Annotated in this window: 24 protein-coding genes; 22 read left to right on the top strand and 2 right to left on the bottom strand. The window is 46.0% G+C overall.

The annotated features are described in order from the left end of the window. The first annotated feature begins 190 nt into the window (after positions 1–190). The 6 genes from DW896_RS20065 to DW896_RS20040 are packed head-to-tail and all read left to right on the top strand — an operon-like array spanning position 191 to position 4,598. A complete protein-coding gene (locus tag DW896_RS20065) occupies positions 191–736 on the top strand; it encodes a DUF4199 domain-containing protein (RefSeq protein WP_005835919.1) in 546 nt (181 codons plus the stop codon). Positions 737–791: 55 nt separating this feature from the next. Then, the gene (locus DW896_RS20060; protein WP_005826846.1) at positions 792–1,745 is read left to right on the top strand and encodes a glycosyltransferase family 2 protein; all 954 of its coding nucleotides are present in this window, start codon (positions 792–794) and stop codon (positions 1,743–1,745) included. 2 nt (positions 1,746–1,747) lie between these two features. Then, a complete protein-coding gene (locus tag DW896_RS20055) occupies positions 1,748–2,233 on the top strand; it encodes a DUF6452 family protein (protein ID WP_008663766.1) in 486 nt (161 codons plus the stop codon). Next, positions 2,202–2,969, top strand: coding sequence for a DUF6048 family protein (locus tag DW896_RS20050; protein WP_008663768.1), 768 nt, complete (start codon positions 2,202–2,204; stop codon positions 2,967–2,969). Before DW896_RS20055 ends, DW896_RS20050 begins: the two co-directional genes overlap by 32 nt. Before the next feature lie 7 nt (positions 2,970–2,976). Then, a complete protein-coding gene (locus DW896_RS20045; RefSeq protein WP_005826852.1) occupies positions 2,977–3,555 on the top strand; it encodes a manganese efflux pump MntP family protein in 579 nt (192 codons plus the stop codon). Positions 3,556–3,581: 26 nt separating this feature from the next. Continuing rightward, a complete protein-coding gene (locus DW896_RS20040) occupies positions 3,582–4,598 on the top strand; it encodes an FAD:protein FMN transferase (protein WP_005826854.1) in 1,017 nt (338 codons plus the stop codon). Positions 4,599–4,619: 21 nt separating this feature from the next. Here DW896_RS20040 and DW896_RS20035 read toward each other — a convergent pair whose 3' ends face one another. Continuing rightward, positions 4,620–4,988 carry a DMT family protein gene (locus DW896_RS20035; RefSeq protein WP_005826856.1) on the bottom strand — a complete coding sequence of 123 codons (369 nt, stop codon included), beginning with the start codon at positions 4,986–4,988 and terminating at the stop codon, positions 4,620–4,622. A 21-nt stretch (positions 4,989–5,009) separates the two neighbouring features. Further along, complete coding sequence (locus DW896_RS20030) at positions 5,010–5,759, bottom strand: ATP-binding protein (protein ID WP_005826857.1); 750 nt, start codon at positions 5,757–5,759, stop codon at positions 5,010–5,012. Between the two features lie 165 nt (positions 5,760–5,924). On the opposite strand from DW896_RS20030, the gene DW896_RS20025 reads away from it, so the two are divergent. The 16 genes from DW896_RS20025 to DW896_RS19950 all read left to right on the top strand — a co-directional run bounded on the left by DW896_RS20025 (position 5,925) and on the right by DW896_RS19950 (position 20,146). Next, complete coding sequence (locus DW896_RS20025; protein WP_005826860.1) at positions 5,925–7,355, top strand: tetratricopeptide repeat protein; 1,431 nt, start codon at positions 5,925–5,927, stop codon at positions 7,353–7,355. An 8-nt stretch (positions 7,356–7,363) separates the two neighbouring features. Then, entirely contained in the window at positions 7,364–7,834 is a 471-nt protein-coding gene (locus DW896_RS20020) for an NfeD family protein (RefSeq protein ID WP_005826862.1), read from the top strand. A gap of 51 nt (positions 7,835–7,885) precedes the next feature. Further along, positions 7,886–8,887 (top strand): flotillin-like protein FloA, encoded by a 1,002-nt coding sequence (gene floA, locus DW896_RS20015; protein WP_005826863.1) that lies wholly within the window; start codon positions 7,886–7,888, stop codon positions 8,885–8,887. 93 nt (positions 8,888–8,980) lie between these two features. After that, complete coding sequence (locus tag DW896_RS20010) at positions 8,981–9,859, top strand: nucleoside phosphorylase (protein ID WP_009036776.1); 879 nt, start codon at positions 8,981–8,983, stop codon at positions 9,857–9,859. Between the two features lie 281 nt (positions 9,860–10,140). Continuing rightward, complete coding sequence (gene mnmE / locus DW896_RS20005) at positions 10,141–11,535, top strand: tRNA uridine-5-carboxymethylaminomethyl(34) synthesis GTPase MnmE (RefSeq protein ID WP_009036775.1); 1,395 nt, start codon at positions 10,141–10,143, stop codon at positions 11,533–11,535. A gap of 261 nt (positions 11,536–11,796) precedes the next feature. Next, entirely contained in the window at positions 11,797–12,675 is an 879-nt protein-coding gene (locus tag DW896_RS20000) for a helix-turn-helix domain-containing protein (RefSeq protein WP_119993733.1), read from the top strand. A 115-nt stretch (positions 12,676–12,790) separates the two neighbouring features. Then, positions 12,791–13,906 (top strand): site-specific integrase, encoded by a 1,116-nt coding sequence (locus DW896_RS19995; protein ID WP_119993731.1) that lies wholly within the window; start codon positions 12,791–12,793, stop codon positions 13,904–13,906. A gap of 169 nt (positions 13,907–14,075) precedes the next feature. Continuing rightward, positions 14,076–14,921, top strand: a complete 846-nt coding sequence (locus tag DW896_RS19990) for a hypothetical protein (protein WP_119993729.1) — start codon at positions 14,076–14,078, stop codon at positions 14,919–14,921. Between the two features lie 99 nt (positions 14,922–15,020). After that, entirely contained in the window at positions 15,021–15,395 is a 375-nt protein-coding gene (locus DW896_RS19985) for a helix-turn-helix domain-containing protein (RefSeq protein WP_119993727.1), read from the top strand. 2 nt (positions 15,396–15,397) lie between these two features. Further along, positions 15,398–16,468 carry an AAA family ATPase gene (locus DW896_RS19980; RefSeq protein ID WP_087375736.1) on the top strand — a complete coding sequence of 357 codons (1,071 nt, stop codon included), beginning with the start codon at positions 15,398–15,400 and terminating at the stop codon, positions 16,466–16,468. Between the two features lie 313 nt (positions 16,469–16,781). Then, positions 16,782–17,201: a hypothetical protein gene (locus DW896_RS19975; RefSeq protein WP_060385806.1), complete on the top strand. Its 420-nt coding sequence runs from the start codon at positions 16,782–16,784 to the stop codon at positions 17,199–17,201. Next, positions 17,198–18,409 (top strand): relaxase/mobilization nuclease domain-containing protein, encoded by a 1,212-nt coding sequence (locus DW896_RS19970; RefSeq protein WP_119993725.1) that lies wholly within the window; start codon positions 17,198–17,200, stop codon positions 18,407–18,409. The genes DW896_RS19975 and DW896_RS19970 overlap by 4 nt, the downstream gene beginning before the upstream one ends. A gap of 4 nt (positions 18,410–18,413) precedes the next feature. Next, positions 18,414–18,626, top strand: coding sequence for a hypothetical protein (locus DW896_RS19965; RefSeq protein ID WP_119993723.1), 213 nt, complete (start codon positions 18,414–18,416; stop codon positions 18,624–18,626). A 700-nt stretch (positions 18,627–19,326) separates the two neighbouring features. Beyond that, positions 19,327–19,620 carry a hypothetical protein gene (locus tag DW896_RS19960; RefSeq protein WP_005807229.1) on the top strand — a complete coding sequence of 98 codons (294 nt, stop codon included), beginning with the start codon at positions 19,327–19,329 and terminating at the stop codon, positions 19,618–19,620. A gap of 5 nt (positions 19,621–19,625) precedes the next feature. After that, positions 19,626–19,808, top strand: a complete 183-nt coding sequence (locus DW896_RS19955) for a hypothetical protein (RefSeq protein WP_005807227.1) — start codon at positions 19,626–19,628, stop codon at positions 19,806–19,808. Positions 19,809–19,813: 5 nt separating this feature from the next. Next, positions 19,814–20,146 carry a hypothetical protein gene (locus tag DW896_RS19950; protein WP_005807225.1) on the top strand — a complete coding sequence of 111 codons (333 nt, stop codon included), beginning with the start codon at positions 19,814–19,816 and terminating at the stop codon, positions 20,144–20,146. The last annotated feature ends 1 nt before the right edge of the window (position 20,147 follow it).

The following is a 20,147-nucleotide window of genomic DNA, read 5'->3' as shown; positions in this document are numbered from 1 at the left end:
TGATTTGTAATCTCGGGGTCGTTGGTTCGAATCCGACAAGAGGCTCGAAAGAAAAGCAGATGATACGAAAGTGTTACCTGCTTTTTTCTTTTTGCCCCGCAAAGAATCCTCTAATTTATTTAAAATCTACACATCGGCTTGCCCTTGAATCCAACTATATTTGTACCTTTGCATATTATTTCTAAGAAAGATGGCAGAAAATAGAGGTTACATGCAACGATACGCAATGCTGTTCGGTACCTATATGGGAGGTTTCTGGATATTGAAGTTCATACTCTTTCCTGTGGGGCTGTCGGTTCCTTTTTTACTTTTCCTTTTCATGGGACTCACGCTATGCGTACCTTTTATGGGATATTATTATGCACGGATGTATCGTAATCAGGTATGCGGAGGCGGCATCAGCTTCCTGCATGCATGGGTATTCACCGTTTTCATGTATATGTTTGCCGCGCTGCTTGCCGCCGTGGCACACTACATCTACTTCAGGTTCATAGACCACGGATATGTGATAAACACGTGCGAAACGATGGTAGACACGCTTGCCCAAAGCAACATGCCGGGAATGGATTCGTACATCGCCACCTATCAGGAAGCTCTGGAGACAGCCCGACTACTCAGCCCTATCGACATTACGCTACAGATGATATCGTCCAATGTATTTTGGGGTTCGATACTGGCTTTCCCCACCGCCTTGTTCGTGATGAGACGCAAGAAAGACGACGCTCCGGCAGAGTGACGGAACAGCAAAAAGAAATGTTATTTCAATTGTAAAATAGAAAAATCATACATCAATGGATATTTCAGTTGTCGTACCACTATATAATGAAGAAGAATCACTCCCCGAACTGTTCGCATGGATTGAGCGGGTGATGAATGCCAACGGTTTTTCATACGAAGTGATTTTCGTGAACGACGGAAGTACCGACCGTTCCTGGCAGGTAATCGAACAATTGCAGGCACAAGCTCCGGACAAGGTACGGGGCATTAAGTTCCGCCGCAACTACGGGAAGTCGCCGGCATTGTTCTGTGGTTTCGAACAAGCACAAGGCGACGTCGTGATAACCATGGACGCCGACCTGCAGGACAGCCCCGACGAAATACCCGAACTCTACCGCATGATTACCCAAGACGGCTATGACCTCGTATCGGGCTGGAAGCAGAAACGTTACGACCCGTTGTCGAAGACCCTCCCCACCAAATTGTTCAATGCCACCGCCCGCAAAGTATCGGGCATCAAAAACCTGCACGACTTTAATTGCGGACTGAAGGCGTATCGCAAAGAGGTGGTCAAGAATATAGAAGTATACGGCGAAATGCACCGCTACATCCCTTACCTGGCCAAGAACGCCGGCTTCAAGAAAATCGGCGAGAAAGTGGTGCACCATCAGGCACGCAAATACGGAAAGACCAAGTTCGGGCTGAACCGTTTTGTAAACGGGTATCTGGACTTGCTTTCCCTTTGGTTCCTTTCCCGGTTCGGCATCAAGCCCATGCACTTTTTCGGATTGCTGGGTTCGCTGATGTTCATCTTCGGCTTCATAGCCGTGGTCATAGTGGGTGTCAGCAAGTTGTACTACATGCACCATGGCATGCCCTACCGCCTTGTGACGGACTCTCCCTACTTCTACCTCTCGTTGACCTCCATGATTATCGGCACACAACTGTTCGTGGCAGGATTCCTCGGAGAGCTGATTTCACGTAATGCCCCGGAACGAAACAAATATCAAATAGAGAAAACCATTTAACGATGAAAAAATTAGTCAGACTTGTCATACTCGGAGCTATCCTTTGCCCGATAATAAGCATAGCTATCTCCTGCTCGGAGGAGGCAGATTGCTCCATGACGGCACGCCCCATGGTGAATTGCATTCTTTATAGAGTAGACCCCGAAACCCAATACGTGGAGAACGACACGCTCGACTCGCTCACCGTCACAGCATACGGCACCGACTCCATCATCATCAACAACCAGAAGAAGGTACACGACATCTCCCTGCCACTGCGCTATACGGAGGATTCCACCAAGCTGATATTCAAGTATAGCCGGACCAAGAGTGACACGATGGTGATACGCCACACCAACACCCCCTATTTCCTATCGATGGATTGCGGCTATCAGATGAAGCAGGCCATCACAAGCGTAACGTGCACCCGCATCTCTCTGGACTCGATATACATCAAAGACAATGAAGCAGGCATCTATGGAAAGGAAAATCTTAAGTTATTCTATTAGTCTGGCACTCTGCCTGCTGATGTTCCTCCCCCTACGGGCGCAGAACGGGAATCCTACCGTCCCCCCCCAGGGAGCACCTCCCAAGAAGGAGAAGAAGGACGCGAAAGAAGAAGTGCACTATCCGTTATACAACGGCATGTCCGTCGGCTTGGACTTGTGGGGAATCGGAAGTTCCGTATTTGGAGGAGATTTCCTGAGTTCCGAAGTGGCCGTGGATGTAAACCTCAAGAACCGCTTCTTCCCTATTGCCGAACTGGGATATGGCTCCACGGACACCTGGAGTGACAAAGGCATACACTACAAAAGCAACGCCCCCTACTTCCGCATAGGAATGGACTATAACACGCTATACAAGAAGCAGCACGGACACATGCTACTCGTAGGCTTGCGTTACGGTGTAAGCAGCTTCAAGTACGATGTAGACGCCTTGGGACTGGACGACCCGATATACGGTGGCATCGTAGGCAATCCGAATCTGGACGACGAGATATGGGGAGGCAGCCTGCCCTATAACCATAAAGGAATGAAAGGCTCCATGCAATGGGCGGAATTTTGTGTCGGTATCCGGGCGCACGTCTGGAAGGCATTGTACATGGGCTGGTCACTACGCTTCAAGTTCAAATTGTCTGCCTCGGCCGATGAATACGGTGACCCGTGGTATGTGCCCGGTTTCGGGAAATATGGCTCCAACACGATGGGAGTAACCTATACGATAACTTATAAACTACCTCTTTAAGCGACTTATGACAGGGTTAGAGATTTGGCTACTGGCCGTAGGACTTGCGATGGATTGTTTCGCCGTTTCTATAGCCAGCGGAATTATATTGAAACGCGCCCGGCTGCGCCCTATGCTGGTGATGGCCATCAGCTTCGGCTTTTTCCAGGCTTTGATGCCTCTGCTGGGATGGATAGGCGCCAGTTTTTTCAGCCACCTGATAGAAAGTATTGACCATTGGATTGCATTCGGTATCCTTGCCTTCCTGGGCGGACGCATGATAATGGAATCCTTCAAGGACGAAGATTGCAAGCACGAGTATGACCCTACCAGCCTGAAGGTGGTGCTCGCTCTGGCCGTGGCAACCAGCATCGATGCATTGGCGGTAGGTGTTTCGTTTGCATTCCTCGGTATCAAGCAATTCTCGGCTATTCTTTCCCCCATCGGCATTATCGGTTTTGTATCATTCGCCTTGTCGATGGTCGGCCTGATGTTCGGCATCCGTTTCGGATGTGGCATAGCCCGCAGACTGCGCGCCGAACTTTGGGGAGGGATTATCCTCGTCATCATCGGTACCAAGATATTGGTAGAGCATCTCTTCTTTTAATTAAAAAGTAAAAACTCAGATAGGATATGGAAAAGAAAGTACAACGGAATTTTTTATGGATTGCCCTACTGGTACTGGGAACCATCTGGATACTTGCCCGCCACAACCAAGTCACTCCTTATCAGACGGATAACGGACTGATATTCGGTACGGTATATAAAGTGACTTATCAATGTGACCAAAATCTGAAGGCGGAGATAGAAGCGGAACTCAAACGTTTCGACGGTTCCTTGTCCCCTTTCAATGACACGGCGACCATTACGCGCATCAACCGCAACGAGGACATTGTGCCCGACACATTCTTTACCAACGTCTTCCGACGTAGCATGGAAATCTCCCGGGAGACCGATGGTGCCTTCGATATCACCGTTGCCCCTCTTGCCAATGCCTGGGGATTTGGGTTCAAGAAGGGTAACTTCCCCGACTCTGCCATGATAGACAGCCTGCTGGAGATGACAGGATACGAAAAAGTAAAATTGTCCGATGAAGGGAAAGTGGTGAAAACAGACTCGCGTATAATGCTCTCGTGCAGCGCTGTGGCAAAAGGATATGCAGTAGATGTCATAGCCCAACTTCTGAAGAAGAAGGGTATCCGCAACTTTATGGTCGATATAGGCGGAGAAGTGGTTGTTCACGGGCAAAACCCTCAAAATGGACCTTGGCGCATCGGTTTGAACAAGCCGATAGACGACTCACTGGCAGTGAACCAGGAACTGCAAGCAGTGCTGCTAGTCACGGATTTAGGCATGGCTACATCGGGCAATTATCGCAACTACTACTATAAAGACGGAAAGAAATATGCGCATACCATCGACCCGCGTACCGGCTATCCGGTACAGCACAGCATCTTGTCAGCCACCGTCATTGCCAAAGATTGCATGAGTGCAGACGCCTATGCCACGGCATTCATGGTGATGGGGCTGGAAGAAGCAGAACGCGTGGCGGATGCACATCCGGATATCGACGCCTGTTTCATTTATACGGATGAAGAAGGAAAGCTTCAAACGTTCTTAACAAAAGGAATGGAGAAGTATATGAAATAATGTGCAAATGCGATTAACCCATCATTTATAAAATACAAAATATACCGCCAGTACCAGACATACAAAAGCGGCAAAATGATTCCAATGCAGCGTTTCCCCCTTGAAAAGAACCGTTGTGAACACCGTAAAGATAATCAAAGTGATTACTTCCTGAATCACTTTGAGTTGCATCAATGAGAACGGGCCTCCATTGCCTAAAAAGCCTATCCGATTGGCCGGAACCTGGCAAGAATACTCTGCCAAAGCTATTACCCAGGAAAACAGCACCACGGCATACAACGGCCAGTTGGAGATGACTTTTGTCTCTTGTAGCTTCAGATGCCCATACCAGGCAAACGTCATGAAAATATTAGATACAATCAATAGCAAAATGGTATAAAATGCTTTCATATAGTGATTAATGATTAGTGATTAATGATTAATGATTGCAGGCAGCAATTCCTCTTGCACATTCGTCATACTCCCCCATAGACTATAGCGTGCCTCAGGATTCATTTCCTCCAATTGTTTCAGAATGCCTTTCATTGCACTACGGCTGGATTGTGACTCATACGGACAATTCTTCACCTGCTTACGATACCCCCTCACTTGCGCCAACTCCATCAAATCCGCCTCATGTACCAGACACATCGGACGGATAATCGTCATATCAAACTTCTTCATTACCAGCCGGGGGGGCATAGAGCTGAACGCTCCCTGATAGGTGATATTCATCAGCAAGGTCTCCAGAATATCATCCATGTGATGGCCTAACGCGATTTTATTGCATCCCTGCTCCTTGGCTACGGTAAATAATGCCTTCCGCCTATTCCAAGAGCAAAGAAAACAAGGAGACTTGCGGGTATCTGTCGTGGCATCAAACTCCGTTTCAAAGAGAACAAAAGGCACTCCCCACGACTCTACGTACTCCCTCAGATAGTCCACATCGCTTTGATAAGGTATATTCTTCATCACTACATGTACGGCGACAACGGAAAAACGGGGTTTATAGACACGGGCACGCCGTGCCAACAATTCCACCAGCGCCAAAGAGTCCTTGCCTCCCGAAAGCCCGATAAGAATCTTATCGCCGTCCTCTATCAGCCCATATTCCACCACACCTTTGCTAAACCGCTTGTCTATGCGGCGCAACATCTTTTCTTCTTCAGTAAATCGTGCCATTGATACGAGTTATGAGTTATAAGTTATGAATTATAGCTCTTCCGGTTGCAAAAGTAAGGCAAAAGAACGATTTAAAGAAGAATTAACAAAATAGAATTACGGAAACCAGCTTTATTCACGATAAATTTGTATTTTTGACCTTCTGAACAATCAGCATGTATCAATATGAATAAAAAATATATCCTTTTCTTTCTATTCGGCCTTTTGAGCATAACAATTTCCGCACAAAGCCTGGCAGAAGCCAAAGCCTTGTACGAGAAGGGAGAATACGAAGAAGCCAAGCCCACTTTCAAGAAACTCGTCAAGACACAACCTGGCAATGGAAATTACAACCTATGGTACGGTGTATGTTGCCTGGAAACCGGCGAACCCGCAGAAGCCTTGAAACACCTGGAAAGCGCCGTCAAGAGACGCGTCCCCAGCGGGCAACTCTATTTGGCCCGGGCATACAATGATTTATATCGGTTCGAAGAAGCCATCGAGACTTATGAGACCTACATTTCCGACCTGAGAAAGAGAAAACGCTCCACCGAAGAGGCCGAACAATTATTGGAAAAAAGCAAATCCAACTTGCGCATGCTGAAAGGCGTGGAAGAGGTCTGCTTCATCGACAGCTTTGTGGTAGACAAGGAAAAATTCCTGGATGCATACAAAATCAGCCCCGAATCGGGCAAGCTGTTCATGTACGACACCTACTTCAATGATTCCGGTAAGGAAGGCGGAACGGTATACGAAACGGAGCTGGGCAATAAGCTATATTATAGCGAAATGCAACCGGACAGCACCCTCAGTATCCTTTCGCGCAACAAGTTGCTGGACAAATGGAGTGATGGCAGCTTGTTGCCCGGAAGCATCAACGAGGCCATGAATGCAGACTATCCCTATGTACTTACGGACGGTATCACTATCTACTATGCTTCGGATGGCCCTGGCTCGATGGGAGGATATGATATTTTCGTCACCCGTTACAATACGAATACCGACTCCTATCTGATGCCGGAAAATGTGGGCATGCCGTTCAATTCGCCCTACAACGACTATATGTACGTCATCGACGAATTCAACGACTTGGGATGGTTTGCCTCCGACCGCTACCAGCCGGAAGGCAAAGTGTGCATCTATGTATTCATTCCCAACTCATCCAAGCAAGTGTACAACTACGAAGGGATGGACCCGGACAAGATGATATCATTGGCGCAACTTCACTCTATCAAGGACACATGGACGGACACCGATGCGGTAGAGGCCGCCCAAGAAAGACTTCGGACTGCTGCCAACGCAAAGCCGCAGACCACCAAGAAGCATGATTTCCAATTCATCATTGACGACCACTCCACCTACTACCAGCTGGACGATTTCCGCTCCCCGCAGGCCAAAGCCTCGTATGGCAAATACAATCAGCTGGAGCAGAGCTACAAACAACTGCAGGAGAAACTGGAAGATATGCGTTCGGAATACTCCCGAGCCAACAAGCAGGAAAAGGACAAGATGTCCGCCGCCATCCTCGACCTGGAGCAACGTGTACGGCAATTGTCCACTGAGATGGAGCAAACTGCCATTCAAGTGCGCAACCTGGAAAAACAAGCCACCAAATAAAGACAACTATGGATATACTCATTATCGCCTCATTGATTATAGGAGCAGTAATCTTGTTCTTAGTGGAATTATTCGTAATTCCGGGCATCAGCGTTGCCGGTTTTCTGGCAGGAGGTTGCATCATCTTTGCCAACTACTATGCCTTTGCCTATATGGGCACCACGGCAGGTGTCATTACGCTTATCATATCTGCCCTGGCTTGTATCGGCTCGTTGGTATGGTTCATGCGCTCCAAGACACTCGACAAAATTGCATTGAAAAAAAACATCACCTCCAAAGTAGACCGTAGTGCCGAGGAAAAAGTCAAGGTAGGCGATATAGGCGTAACCACTACCCGCCTGGCTCTTATCGGCTATGCCGAAATCAACGGAGACATCGTGGAAGTAAAGTCATCAGACGGCTTCCTGAACGAAAAGACTCCGATTATCGTAGACCGTATTGCCGACGGAGTCCTCTTAGTGGAACGGCTCAAGCAGTGAAATTTCTGAAATCAACCTATTATTTATAACTAACAATTAATATTTAATCTCATGGATCCAAGCACAATGTATTTAACCGCCTTCCTCATTATAGGAGGCATTATTTTCCTGGTACTTTTCTTCCATTATGTACCGTTCTTCTTGTGGCTGTCTGCCAAAGTATCGGGAGTAAACATCTCGCTGGTACAACTTTTCCTGATGCGCATCCGTAATGTCCCTCCTTATATCATTGTGCCCGGCATGATTGAAGCTCATAAAGCAGGATTGCAAAACATCACGCGCGACGAACTGGAAGCGCACTACCTTGCCGGAGGTCACGTAGAGCGGGTGGTACACGCACTGGTATCCGCCTCTAAAGCCAATATCGAGCTGCCGTTCCAGATGGCAACCGCCATCGACCTTGCCGGCCGTGACGTATTCGAAGCCGTACAGATGTCCGTTAACCCCAAAGTAATTGACACCCCTCCCGTGACAGCTGTTGCCAAAGACGGTATCCAGCTGATTGCCAAGGCCCGTGTAACGGTGCGCGCCAATATCCGCCAATTGGTGGGCGGTGCCGGAGAAGACACGATTCTGGCCCGTGTAGGCGAGGGTATTGTGTCTTCCATCGGTTCGTCAGAGAATCATAAGTCTGTATTGGAGAATCCGGATTCTATCTCCAAACTGGTATTGCGCAAGGGGTTGGATGCCGGAACAGCATTCGAAATTCTGTCCATTGACATTGCTGATATTGACATAGGTAAGAATATCGGTGCCGCCCTGCAGATAGACCAAGCCAATGCCGACAAGAACATTGCTCAAGCCAAGGCAGAGGAACGCCGCGCCATGGCCGTAGCCACAGAGCAGGAAATGAAGGCAAAGGCCCAGGAAGCCCGTGCCAAAGTTATCGAGGCAGAAGCGGAAGTACCCAAGGCCATGGCCGAAGCATTCCGCAACGGCAATCTGGGTATCATGGACTATTACCGGATGAAGAATATAGAAGCCGACACTTCCATGCGCGAAAACATTGCCAAACCGACGACGGGCAATACCAGCCAGCCGTTGAGTAAATAACCCGGAAAGTAACTGACGAAACGCCGGAACCGGTGAACAAGAATCGGTTCCCGGCGTTTCTATTTATAAACAAAAGATTAAAGCCTCAAGCATATGAAGAAATATTTCGCCTCTTCCGAACTGATCATCAATGAAGACGGTTCTGTATTTCATCTTCACGTAAAGCCCGAATGGCTGGCAGACAAAGTCATCTTGGTAGGCGACCCCGGACGGGTGGCACTGGTTGCCTCCCATTTCGAGAACAAGGAATGTGAAGTGGAAAGCCGCGAGTTCAAGACTATCACCGGTACTTACCAGGGGAAACGTATTACGGTGGTTTCCACCGGTATCGGATGTGACAACATCGATATCGTGATGAACGAACTGGATGCCCTGGCAAACATCGACTTCGAGACGCGCGAAGAAAAGCCCCGCCTACGTAGCCTTGAGCTGGTACGTATCGGCACCTGCGGCGGCTTGCAACCCTACACTCCGGTGGGTACATTTGTATGTTCTGAAAAGTCCATTGGTTTCGATGGGCTGCTCAACTTCTATGCCGGACGCAACTCCGTGTGCGACCTGCCCATGGAGCGTGCCTTCCTCAACCATATGGGATGGTCCGGCAACATGTGTGCCCCTGCCCCCTACGTCATTGATGCAAGCACTGAACTGATAGACCGCATCGCACAAAACGACATGGTACGTGGCGTAACGATTGCCGCCGGGGGCTTCTTCGGACCTCAAGGACGCGAGTTACGCGTGCCGCTTGCCGACCCACATCAGAATGAGAAGATTGAAAAATTTGAATACAACGGCTACCGTATTACCAACTTCGAGATGGAAAGTTCTGCCCTGGCAGGCTTGAGCCGTCTGATGGGGCACAAGGCCATGACGGTATGCATGGTCATTGCCAACCGCCTGATAAAAGAAGCTAACACGGGATACAAGAATACGATAGATACTCTTATCAAAACAGTACTCGACCGTATCTAAGTATCCTTCAAGAAATGCTCCTCCCTTTCCTTCAGCCAATCCTAGGAGTAGGGTTTAGTAATGACTTCATCACATCCTGCCTGACGTGCCCGTTGCTGGTCTGTATAGTGTAGCAATGTCCTGCTATACCCACAATGGGCACAGAGGCGGATTAGGCTTTATAAGCATCTATCCATTATCGATTTGCACAAAGTTACGATAAAAGCCCATAAGTTGAATCACCATCTCTCTTTTTTGTAAAGAAACCATTATCTTTGCTGAATAAAAATAAGCCGGATAAAATGAACCAAGATACCATTTGTGCCATAGCCACCGCCCAAGGGGGAGCCATAGGATGCATCCGTGTCTCCGGACCGGATGCCATAGAGATAACATCCCGCATATTTACCCCTGCCCGGAAGGGGAAGAAGCTGAAGGATGCCAAGCCATACACACTTACCTTCGGTCATATCCATGAAGAAGAAAACATCATAGACGAAGTACTTGTAAGCTTATTCCGTGCCCCCCACTCGTACACGGGCGAGGATAGCACGGAAATCATGTGCCACGGTTCGAGCTATATTCTTCAGAAGGTGTTGCAATTGCTCATCGGCAATGGTTGCCGCCTGGCCGCTCCCGGTGAGTACACGCAACGGGCCTTCTTGGGCGGCAAAATGGACCTAAGCCAGGCCGAAGCCGTGGCCGACCTCATCGCCTCCACCTCTGCCGCCACTCACCGCCTCGCCATGAGCCAAATGCGCGGTGGGTTCAGTAAAGAGCTGGCCTCACTACGCGACCAATTGCTGCACTTCACATCACTCATAGAACTGGAGCTGGACTTCAGCGACCACGAAGAACTGGAATTTGCCGACCGCTCCGAGCTATGTCTCCTAGCAGACGGCATAGAGCAGGTAATTTCCCGTTTAGTACAATCCTTCAGTGTAGGCAATGCCATCAAGAACGGCGTGCCCGTAGCCATCATCGGCGAAACGAACGCTGGTAAATCCACCCTGTTGAATGCACTACTAAACGAGGAACGAGCCATTGTAAGCGACATACACGGGACAACCCGCGATGTGATAGAAGACACAGTCAATCTTGGTGGGATAACTTTCCGATTTATTGATACGGCAGGCATACGCGAAACGAACGACACCATCGAGAACCTAGGAATTGAGCGAACCTTCCAGAAATTGGAGCAGGCGGAAATCGTGCTCTGGATAGTTGATGCCACGAATGCCGTCTCACAGATACCACAACTAACTACCCAGATACTTCCCCGTTGCGAAGGGAAACGGCTCATTCTCGTATTCAACAAGACCGATTTGGTGCAAGATGCCTCAACCATCCCCAACTCCAGTTTCACCGTGGCCGCTACTAATGTGCAATGCATCTCCATCTCTGCCAAAGGACGTACCAACCTCGACAAGCTTCAGCAAATGCTAATCTCTGCCGCTAACCTGCCCACGGTTACCCAAAACGATGTCATTGTCACGAATATACGCCACTACGAGGCTTTGACCCATGCCTTGGAAGCCATCCACCGGGTCCAACAAGGATTAGCAGAAAATCTATCCGGAGATTTTGTTTCACAAGATATCCGCGAATGCATTTTCCATCTAAGCGATATTGCAGGGGAAGTTACGAACGATATGGTACTTGGGAATATTTTCGAACATTTTTGTATCGGCAAGTGATAGCTTGTAAACAGCCGTAACCAACTATAATCATTTAGAATAAAGTCGCTGTGCATCAGCGACTTTTCCGTTTTAACACTTTCCTGTCCGTATTTGGAGATAACGGTTTTTATCCATATTTTTCTATCATATTTCTATCGCGACAGAAATTCACGGTTAGCCCGAATGTCACAATGACGCATTAGTTGACGTGTGTTGACAATGGTTTACATGTGTAGACAAAAAGGGAAATTAAAAAACAGAGAAAATGATATAGAAAATATGGAAGTAAAGAGAATTTGTCAATGGTGCGGCAAACCGTTCATTGCACAGAAAACAACGACCTGTTATTGTAGCCCTCAATGCTCGAAGCGAGGTTACAAACATCGTATCAAGGAGCGCAAAATGGAACTGCGCCACATTCAGGAAATGCAGGAGCTGCGCTCCAGTTTGGAGAAGCAAGAATATTTCACTTTCTCGCAGGCTGCTCGATTGATGGGCGTGAGCCGTCAGTACATTTATAAATTAGTCAAAGAGGATAAACTTAGAGCATCCCGAATTAGCGGAAGAATGGCTTTGGTAAGGCGTGCAGACATAGAGTTAATGCTCAAAAGCAAACCTTACGAACGACTGGTTGCAAAAAACGACTTCGACATCACCGAGTATTACACTGCTGAAGAAATTGCAGAGAAATATAAGGTCAACGCCAAATGGGTGTGGACTTATACACGACAGCACAAAGTCCCGAAAGTGCGCATCCGCCAATTCAACTATTACAGTAAGAAACATATCGATGCTGCTTTTGCCAAATACGAGGTGGATTCCGACCTGACCGAATGGTACACGCCCGAAGAAATTCAGGAAAAGTACGGCATGACACGTGTCGCCATCCGTTCGCAGGTGTATCGGAACAACATTCCATCCAAGAAGGAGCATGGGCAGATATTCTACTCAAAGCTCCACTTCGACCTCTCGAAGAGTTCCGAGCAGGAGAGCAAGGCGGAATACTACACCGTCAAGGAGGCGATGGAGAAATTCAAACTCTCTCGTGATTCGGTGTACGGTATTCTTCAATTCCATCAGATCAATCGAGAGAAGAACGGACGGTTCGTCAGGTTCCTGAAAGTGGAGTTTGACAAGGTAATGGGTGTCCGTAAGTAACCAATTATAGGCTTCCGTAAATTATTCCAAAATTAATCTCTACTGAAGGCTTTCTGCATGGTTACATTACAGAGTTTTGCCAGCGAATTAACAATAACCATAAAAATATATCAGTATGCATGAATGTAAAACCGTAACATTAAGGACACGTCCTTTAAAGAACAGGATGCTGTCTTTCTACTTGGATTATTATCCGGGGTATCGAGACAAAGAGACAATGAAAGTTATCCGCCATGAGTCGCTTGGTATTTACGTATATGCCAATCCGAGAAACAAGCGTGAACAGAACTTCAACGAAGTAATGACCGAGAAAGCCGAAGCCATACGTTGCCGTAGGTTTGAATCTGTGGTGAATGAACGGTATGATTTCTTCGACAGGTACAAACTCAAAGCCGATTTCTTGGAGTATTATCGCAAACAGCTCCGTAAGCATGACCAGAAATGGGAGTTCGTCTATCTCCATTTCAGAAACTTCGTACATGGCAAATGTACCTTTGAGGAAATTGACATCGACCTATGCAACAAATTTCGGGAATACTTACTGAGTGCCAAGAAGCTAAGACGTAACGGACCTATCACACGAAATTCCGCATCGGGATATTGGTCTACTTTCAGGGGATTCCTGAAAATTCTTTACCGTAATGGAATGATAAAGACCAATGTCAATGATTTCTTGGATAAGATTGAAACGGAAGATGTGGTCAAAGAGTATCTGTCTGTAGAAGAACTGTATAAACTGGCTGAAACACCGTGCAAGAAACCCATTCTGAAAATAGCATCGCTGTTTTCATGTATGACCAGTTTACGTATCAGTGATATTCTTGCCTTATGTTGGGAAGATATTGTAGACTATTCAGCCGGAGGGAAATGCGTACACATCATTACACAAAAGAACAAAGCGGAAGACATCATTCCCATCAGCGAAGAAGCATTAGGATTGATAGATTACAGTTCCGAGAAGAAAGGTTTGGTATTCAAAGGGCTTATGCGCAGTTGGACACAAGCCCCCATGAAAGAGTGGATTCGTTCTGCCGGAATTACCAAGAACATAACTTTCCACTCGTATCGGAGAACATTCGCCACGCTGCAAGCTGCGGCAGGAACGGACATCCGCACCATACAGAGCATCATGGCGCACAAGAGTATCACCACCACGCAAAGGTATATCAAGGTGGTCGATGCCAACAAACGGGAAGCCAGCAAGAAAATTACCCTGACACGGCAAGACTGACAGCTGCTTTGTCCTCGATTTCTGCGGTCAGAGTATGATTTTAGGTGAAAAATCATACTCTGACCGTGATATTTAGCATGATACGTGGTAACTATCAGTCTCTTTATTGCAACTATCTGGAATATCGATTATATCTTTAGCGCGAAACGATTCCAAATACTTGCAGACTATGACGAATAAAAAACAAATTCAGACTAAAAAGATAAGTTTTATCCTCGCACTGTCCGTTATCATTTATGCGGCCATAGATACTTATCTTTGCCTTTGCCATGACATCAATATCATGCGTATAACGACTCCAGTCATCCTTGGACTGGTAATAGCTATCATATTGTGCGGACTCCTGCACAAATTTTTCTATAACTGGCTGACAAAAAATCCTATCAACTTCTCTTTGGGCGAACCATATACCCCTATTGTAAAATCAGAGAACGCCATAGAATCTACGGATGCTACTGAAACACTGCCCATCGAGCAACCGATGGATTTGCTTGAACAGAAATGTCCTCCGTCCCAACAGTCGAATCAAGATACTGTAAACTCTGATTGTCCGCAAGATTCTCATTTGAATAAATATGATTCCATATTGGTGGAACTCAAAAAGAAAGAGATTGAAAGGCAAGCGGAAATTATGGATGCGATTCGGGAATATGTAACCGTCAAGACTGCCCCCTATCTCTCAAAAGAGGATATTGCCACCCTCATTTCCAATATAGAGTATATGGCTTACAATCAACCTGAGTCATATAAACCGATTCGTTCCAATATAGACAATCCGCTGAGGTCGCCGGGACTTCGCCATTTAGCATGGAATGTCGGTGAACGCTTGGGAGTGCCCTTAGCGAAAAGAGCCGTTTTTATCAAGAAATCATTTCCATACGAACTTGCAAACGCAACCCTTGAATATCTTAAGCTTAATTTACGGGATAATGTCTCAAGCCAGATTCCCATTGATGTACCAGATAAAGGCGACTATCGCTTCCATTTAGATGTAGATAATGATGACCCGCAATAAAAAAAGTATGCAGACGAAATAATTAATCCGGTCTGTATTGTTCTGCAAGGTTTCATTGAGTTGGTTCGCAGCATGTTAAACGATTAAAATAGTCATAATATGGAAAAAGACCAACTGACATTCAACGACCTGCCGACTGTGGTAGGCAAACTATGCGACAGAATCGCAAGTATGGAAAACCTGCTTACGGAGAAACTTTCCAAGCAGTACGAAACCAAAGAGAACACGCACGTCCCCATGACCGTACAGGAGGCTTGCAACTATCTTAAAATGCCGTTGTCGACCTTTTATTACAAGGTCAAGAATGACGATATTCCGGTTATAAAACAAGGAAAGCATCTCTACATCTACCGAGACGAACTGGATAGATGGCTGGAATCTTCCCGGAAAAATCCGGCTCCGCAAAGTTTCGAGGACGAGAATGAGTCCATGCTCTCCTCTCATCGCCGTAAACCGAACCCTAAAAGCTGGTAGTGATGGAAAAGACAGACACTATTATTCTTTCTCCGGAAGAATTGGCCGCTTACATGGCGGAGTCTACAATAAGCGTAACAAGTACATACGAACACTCCCCGGTGGTTCTGATGGTGGACGATACTGTTATCGGAACATTGGGAAACTTCAGTGCTTCCATCGGGAAAGCCAAAAGCAAGAAAACGTTCAACGTTTCAGCCATTGTCGCATCGGCATTGAGTGGCAGCACCGTTCTTCATTATCGGTCTACATTTCCCGAAAATAAGCGGAAGATTCTATACATAGACACAGAGCAGGGGCGGTATCATTGCCAACAGGTATTGAAGCGCATCTTACGTTTGGCCGACTTGCCAGAATACAAGAATCCGGATAATCTGATTATGCTGGCTCTGCGCAAGTTTTCCCCTAAACTACGTCTGGCGATAGTCGAACAGGCCATTGGCATAATACCGGATTTGGGATTGGTCATCATAGATGGCATTCGTGATTTCCTTTACGACATCAATTCCTCCAGCGAATCCACCGACATCATCTCCAAATTTATGCAGTGGACGGATGACAGGCAAATCCATATCCATACCGTCTTGCATCAGAACAAGAATGATGAACATGCCCGTGGTCACATCGGCACGGAACTCAACAACAAAGCAGAAACCATCATGCAGGTCGAAGTGGACAAAGAGGACAAGACTGTAAGCGTGGTCGAAGCCGTCCATATCCGTGACCGTGAGTTTGAGCCTTTCGCCTTCCGCATAAACGAGGAAGCCATGCCCGAACCGGTAGAGTCCTATCTGCCCAAAGAGAAGAAGACCGGACGACCAACCAAAGGACCGTTCGATCCGGACAAGGAGATTCCAAAGAATGTACATCGTCCAGCATTGGATGCCGTTTTTGCCAATGGCAACATCAACAATTACGATGATTATATAGAACGCTTGAAAGAGGGTTATGGATTACAGGGTATAAAACTCGGTTATAACAAGGCGGTAAAGGTCGCAACATTGCTCAGCGACAAACAAATGGTTATAAAAGAAGGGAAAGATTATGCCTTCAATCCAGAATACCATTATTGAGTTCAACTTTACTTTATTGTTGGGGCGTATATATAAGAATAAAGCAAAGTCGGAGGAAGACATCATGTGAGATATTCATATTCTCCCCTCTTTTAGAGGCTAGTATCATCCTATGTTTCCTATCCGAGTGCCAGTTCACTATACGCATCCGATATGGCTTGCCGTGAAGCATCAACAGGTAACTGTTGCGAGATATGCCAAGGTATAACCTCACTGCGTTACGGTTGTACATTGGCGCTCTCGCCTGCTCAGTTCCCTTGCCGGTGCGGTACTCGCAAGCTCGCACCTATTCAACCATTATAAAATGATTCAGATGAAAGAAGATATTGAAAATACATCGGACTCCTCGAAAGAAACCAGAAGTGTCTTCATCGGAGCAAAAGTCACTCCTACTCAGAAGGAGCATATAAAATCACTGGCCGGACAATGCGGCATGACTGTAAGTGACTACATATTATCACGTGCGTATAACTTCAAGCCAAAAGCAAGGCTCACGAAAGAAGAAGCGGTACTGTTACAGAATCTGGATGATTGTCGGTCAGACCTCGTAAAATACACCTCCGCCCTACACGGAATGTCCACAAAGCAGCGCATGGCAATGTTCAATCAGGTTCCGTTTATGGTGGGCTGGCTGAAAGAATTAGGTAATGTGGCTGAAAATATCTGCCAGTTCCTGAATGCTGTAAAAGAGAAGAACAAAATTCCGTCCACCCCTAAATCCGAAGAAGAATGATTGCGAAAACCAAAGCCATATCGCACGGCATAAACGACCTCCGTTACATTACCGGCGAATCACAGCATAAGAAGCATCCGGAGAAAATCTATCGGGTATTGGACAATCTGTTGTCCTCAGAACCGGATGCTATGGGGATATGGAACTCCATGCAGTTGACCCTATCCCAGCATCGACCGATAAAGAACTCCGTTATCAGAATCGAGCTGAGTCCATCACCCGAACATACCCGATTCTATGACATCGAGGACTGGCAAAAACTCTGGCACGACTTCGCAGAGGAGTTCGACAAACAAGTGATTACCGGTAAGAACGGAAAAGTCCGTTCTTGCCAAACCAATTTGGCTAATAGCAAATACTCGGTTTGGTTGCATACGGAATCCAAAGGTGAAGTCCCCCACCTCCATGCTGCGGTTTGCCGTTTGGATGAAGATGGAAATATCAACAATGACCACAATATTCATCTCCGGGCGCAACGTGCAGCAGAGCGAGTGGCAAAGAAACGTGGCTGGACGACTGCGGCACAAATCCGAAATAGCAACATCCCACAGGTGAACAAGGACTGTATGGAGGTGTTGAGAGCGATGCCGTCATGGTCATGGGATGAGTATAAGAATGCCCTTGCACAGAAAGGCTATACCGTGCATGAACGAGAGGACAAGCAAGGTATTCTCCGTGGTTATGCACTCGTGCATGGGAATACCAAATACAAGGCTTCAGAATTGGGAGTCGGCAGAAATCTTATGATCTCGAAACTTCCTACAACATGGAAGAAACTGCACCACCAGCCGACCACAACCATTAAGAACAATACTCCCCAAGTCGTCCAACAACCAGCAGAACATAAGGCTGTCCCTATTGACTACACCCAATATCGCGCAGACCGTTCAGACATGATTCCCTATACCCTTAACCATGAAGGCAAGGAATACCGATTCTATATTCCGGGAAAAGTGCTTGACTGTTTCAATGACGAGTTCGATTACAGGTTTGTTGCCAACTGTCAAGAGCTTACTGATATAGCGGTAGCTATTTTTGTTGGGCTACTTGATACGCAGAATGTTGTAACTGGAGGTGGTGGCGGAGGTTCGCAAAGCGACCTTCCGTGGAGAGACAAGGACGAAGACGATTTGCAATGGGCTCGCAGATGCGCTCGTGCCGCCAGTCGTTCGTTAGGAAAGAAACCAAAAACAGGATTAAAACGATAAGCCTATGAAGTCAAGCATGAAAAAGAAATTCGATTTTTCCGCAGAAATGAATGAAGCGGAATCCATAAAAGCCACTCCCAAGAATGAATATCTGGAAGAAGAGAAGCAACTACTTGATGTGAACGCTAAAGAACTTGCCAGCCTGAATGACAATGTGCATGAGATGAGTATAAATCTGGAAAATTTAATATACAACTATTTAACCATTTGTAAATGAGTAGTTTATGAATTTTGTTTCTGAAACAAGAAACAAATCAGGAACAAAAATGGTTTTTTAGGTAAATCCTCGTTTTTTTGTTTGCATTACTTTTCATTCCTTTCACTTGCTTGCAATCAAAGCACCAATCCAAGCTATTACTATGCTTTCTCATCCTGATTCAATATATGTTTTTTCATATATCCAGGAATTCGCAGCGAAAAGAGAAAAGTATTGTTTTCAATGATCGGTATCAATATGTGCAAAGTTAAAAATAATCATCCAAGCAATCAAATATTTGTCTATTTTTAGTTTACTTTAGTTTAGCATATATATAGGCTAATGGACTAAACTAAACTGTTTTTGCTCACTCTGCCACTCCCTTTTTAGACCGCAGAAAGTGGACTCCCTTTGACTCCATCCTTTCTCTTTTCGCTGCAATATATTCCTTTATAAGTTTACGAGTAAATATTTGTCCCTATAAGCATTCGACTTCGGGCTATTTGATGAATTGTGCCGCAAAGGTATTTGTCATGTCTTTCTTGTATGCAAGGTATCCTTGAGGTTCACAACAAAATCTCCACCTTGCTTTGCAGCGGTAGTATTTGGTCGTGAAACCTTGCATAAAGAGCCATGACACCTTATGAAGCGACATAATTAATCAAGCCTGAAGTAGTAAATGCTACATGAGGGAAAAAAAGAAAACTTAAAATAGAATTATATGGCAAATTATGCGACAAACATTTTCTACGCAAGTACGGAAAACCAAAATGACCTCAATAAGATAGAGGCTTTCTTGGATGACAATTTCAGTTGTTATGCAAACAAGTATGGTAATTCTGTTGATGCAGAATTTCCTTCCCGGTGGGAATATCCAGAAAAAGAAATGGACCAATTGGTTGCCTCACTGGAAGCAAAAGATAAAGTCTATATTAAAATTCTAACTTATGAATTTGAAAATGAATATGTGAGTTTTAGAATCTTCTCTCAAGGCAAGTGGGAAATAAAAATATAATAGTGATGAGCAACAGAACATTTGATAACGAAAGCGATATTATAGGTTTATCCTGTACTTTATCCACGGCTTATAAAGGCTACACGGAAGGTGTAATTGTGGACGACTATGGCACTACCATAGTTGTCCGCCTTGAAAGCGGCAAAGAGATTTCAGTATTCCGAGATGAAATTATTATTCATGATTAAGCAATATGGCACAGATAGCAACAAAATTCGTTCAATGGGATGTTCCGGAGCTGGCAACATTACAAGGCAGCCGAGTGTATAAGTTGCGGGAACATCTGAATAATGGCGGCAAACTCAATAGAGAAGACAAGAATTGGATTACTCGCAACGTGAGCGAAAGCACCTATTTCAAACGGGGGATTGCCTTGAGCGGTTATCATTTTGATTTTTCCGATGTTCTCAAGCGGTATTTCGTCAAACAATACGGGCATATCCAAGAATATTATGCCATAGACAAAACCGCATTACGCTCAATACTGTATGGCAGGATTGAGGATATAGTTGAAGTAGTACGTTAGA

This window comes from Bacteroides sp. AM41-16 (assembly GCF_003603495.1).
Classification (GTDB): domain Bacteria; phylum Bacteroidota; class Bacteroidia; order Bacteroidales; family Bacteroidaceae; genus Bacteroides; species Bacteroides uniformis.
The sequence above is the reverse complement of the archived record's forward strand: the minus strand, read 5'-3'. Positions and strand labels throughout refer to the sequence as shown.

Bases quoted from the DNA above. Each gene is read 5' to 3' on its own strand.
- DW896_RS20020 (WP_005826862.1), top strand. From the start codon at position 7,364: ATGGATATACTCATTATCGCCTCATTGATTATAGGAGCAGTAATCTTG.
- DW896_RS19960 (WP_005807229.1), top strand. From the start codon at position 19,327: ATGGCAAATTATGCGACAAACATTTTCTACGCAAGTACGGAAAACCAA.
- floA (WP_005826863.1), top strand. From the start codon at position 7,886: ATGGATCCAAGCACAATGTATTTAACCGCCTTCCTCATTATAGGAGGC.
- DW896_RS20010 (WP_009036776.1), top strand. From the start codon at position 8,981: ATGAAGAAATATTTCGCCTCTTCCGAACTGATCATCAATGAAGACGGT.
- DW896_RS19985 (WP_119993727.1), top strand. From the start codon at position 15,021: ATGGAAAAAGACCAACTGACATTCAACGACCTGCCGACTGTGGTAGGC.
- mnmE (WP_009036775.1), top strand. From the start codon at position 10,141: ATGAACCAAGATACCATTTGTGCCATAGCCACCGCCCAAGGGGGAGCC.
- DW896_RS20025 (WP_005826860.1), top strand. From the start codon at position 5,925: ATGAATAAAAAATATATCCTTTTCTTTCTATTCGGCCTTTTGAGCATA.
- DW896_RS20060 (WP_005826846.1), top strand. From the start codon at position 792: ATGGATATTTCAGTTGTCGTACCACTATATAATGAAGAAGAATCACTC.
- DW896_RS20000 (WP_119993733.1), top strand. From the start codon at position 11,797: ATGGAAGTAAAGAGAATTTGTCAATGGTGCGGCAAACCGTTCATTGCA.
- DW896_RS20035 (WP_005826856.1), bottom strand. From the start codon at position 4,988: ATGAAAGCATTTTATACCATTTTGCTATTGATTGTATCTAATATTTTC.
- DW896_RS19965 (WP_119993723.1), top strand. From the start codon at position 18,414: ATGAAGTCAAGCATGAAAAAGAAATTCGATTTTTCCGCAGAAATGAAT.
- DW896_RS20050 (WP_008663768.1), top strand. From the start codon at position 2,202: ATGGAAAGGAAAATCTTAAGTTATTCTATTAGTCTGGCACTCTGCCTG.
- DW896_RS20045 (WP_005826852.1), top strand. From the start codon at position 2,977: ATGACAGGGTTAGAGATTTGGCTACTGGCCGTAGGACTTGCGATGGAT.
- DW896_RS19995 (WP_119993731.1), top strand. From the start codon at position 12,791: ATGCATGAATGTAAAACCGTAACATTAAGGACACGTCCTTTAAAGAAC.
- DW896_RS19970 (WP_119993725.1), top strand. From the start codon at position 17,198: ATGATTGCGAAAACCAAAGCCATATCGCACGGCATAAACGACCTCCGT.
- DW896_RS20055 (WP_008663766.1), top strand. From the start codon at position 1,748: ATGAAAAAATTAGTCAGACTTGTCATACTCGGAGCTATCCTTTGCCCG.
- DW896_RS20065 (WP_005835919.1), top strand. From the start codon at position 191: ATGGCAGAAAATAGAGGTTACATGCAACGATACGCAATGCTGTTCGGT.
- DW896_RS19950 (WP_005807225.1), top strand. From the start codon at position 19,814: ATGGCACAGATAGCAACAAAATTCGTTCAATGGGATGTTCCGGAGCTG.
- DW896_RS19990 (WP_119993729.1), top strand. From the start codon at position 14,076: ATGACGAATAAAAAACAAATTCAGACTAAAAAGATAAGTTTTATCCTC.
- DW896_RS19975 (WP_060385806.1), top strand. From the start codon at position 16,782: ATGAAAGAAGATATTGAAAATACATCGGACTCCTCGAAAGAAACCAGA.
- DW896_RS20040 (WP_005826854.1), top strand. From the start codon at position 3,582: ATGGAAAAGAAAGTACAACGGAATTTTTTATGGATTGCCCTACTGGTA.
- DW896_RS19980 (WP_087375736.1), top strand. From the start codon at position 15,398: ATGGAAAAGACAGACACTATTATTCTTTCTCCGGAAGAATTGGCCGCT.
- DW896_RS20030 (WP_005826857.1), bottom strand. From the start codon at position 5,759: ATGGCACGATTTACTGAAGAAGAAAAGATGTTGCGCCGCATAGACAAG.
- DW896_RS19955 (WP_005807227.1), top strand. From the start codon at position 19,626: ATGAGCAACAGAACATTTGATAACGAAAGCGATATTATAGGTTTATCC.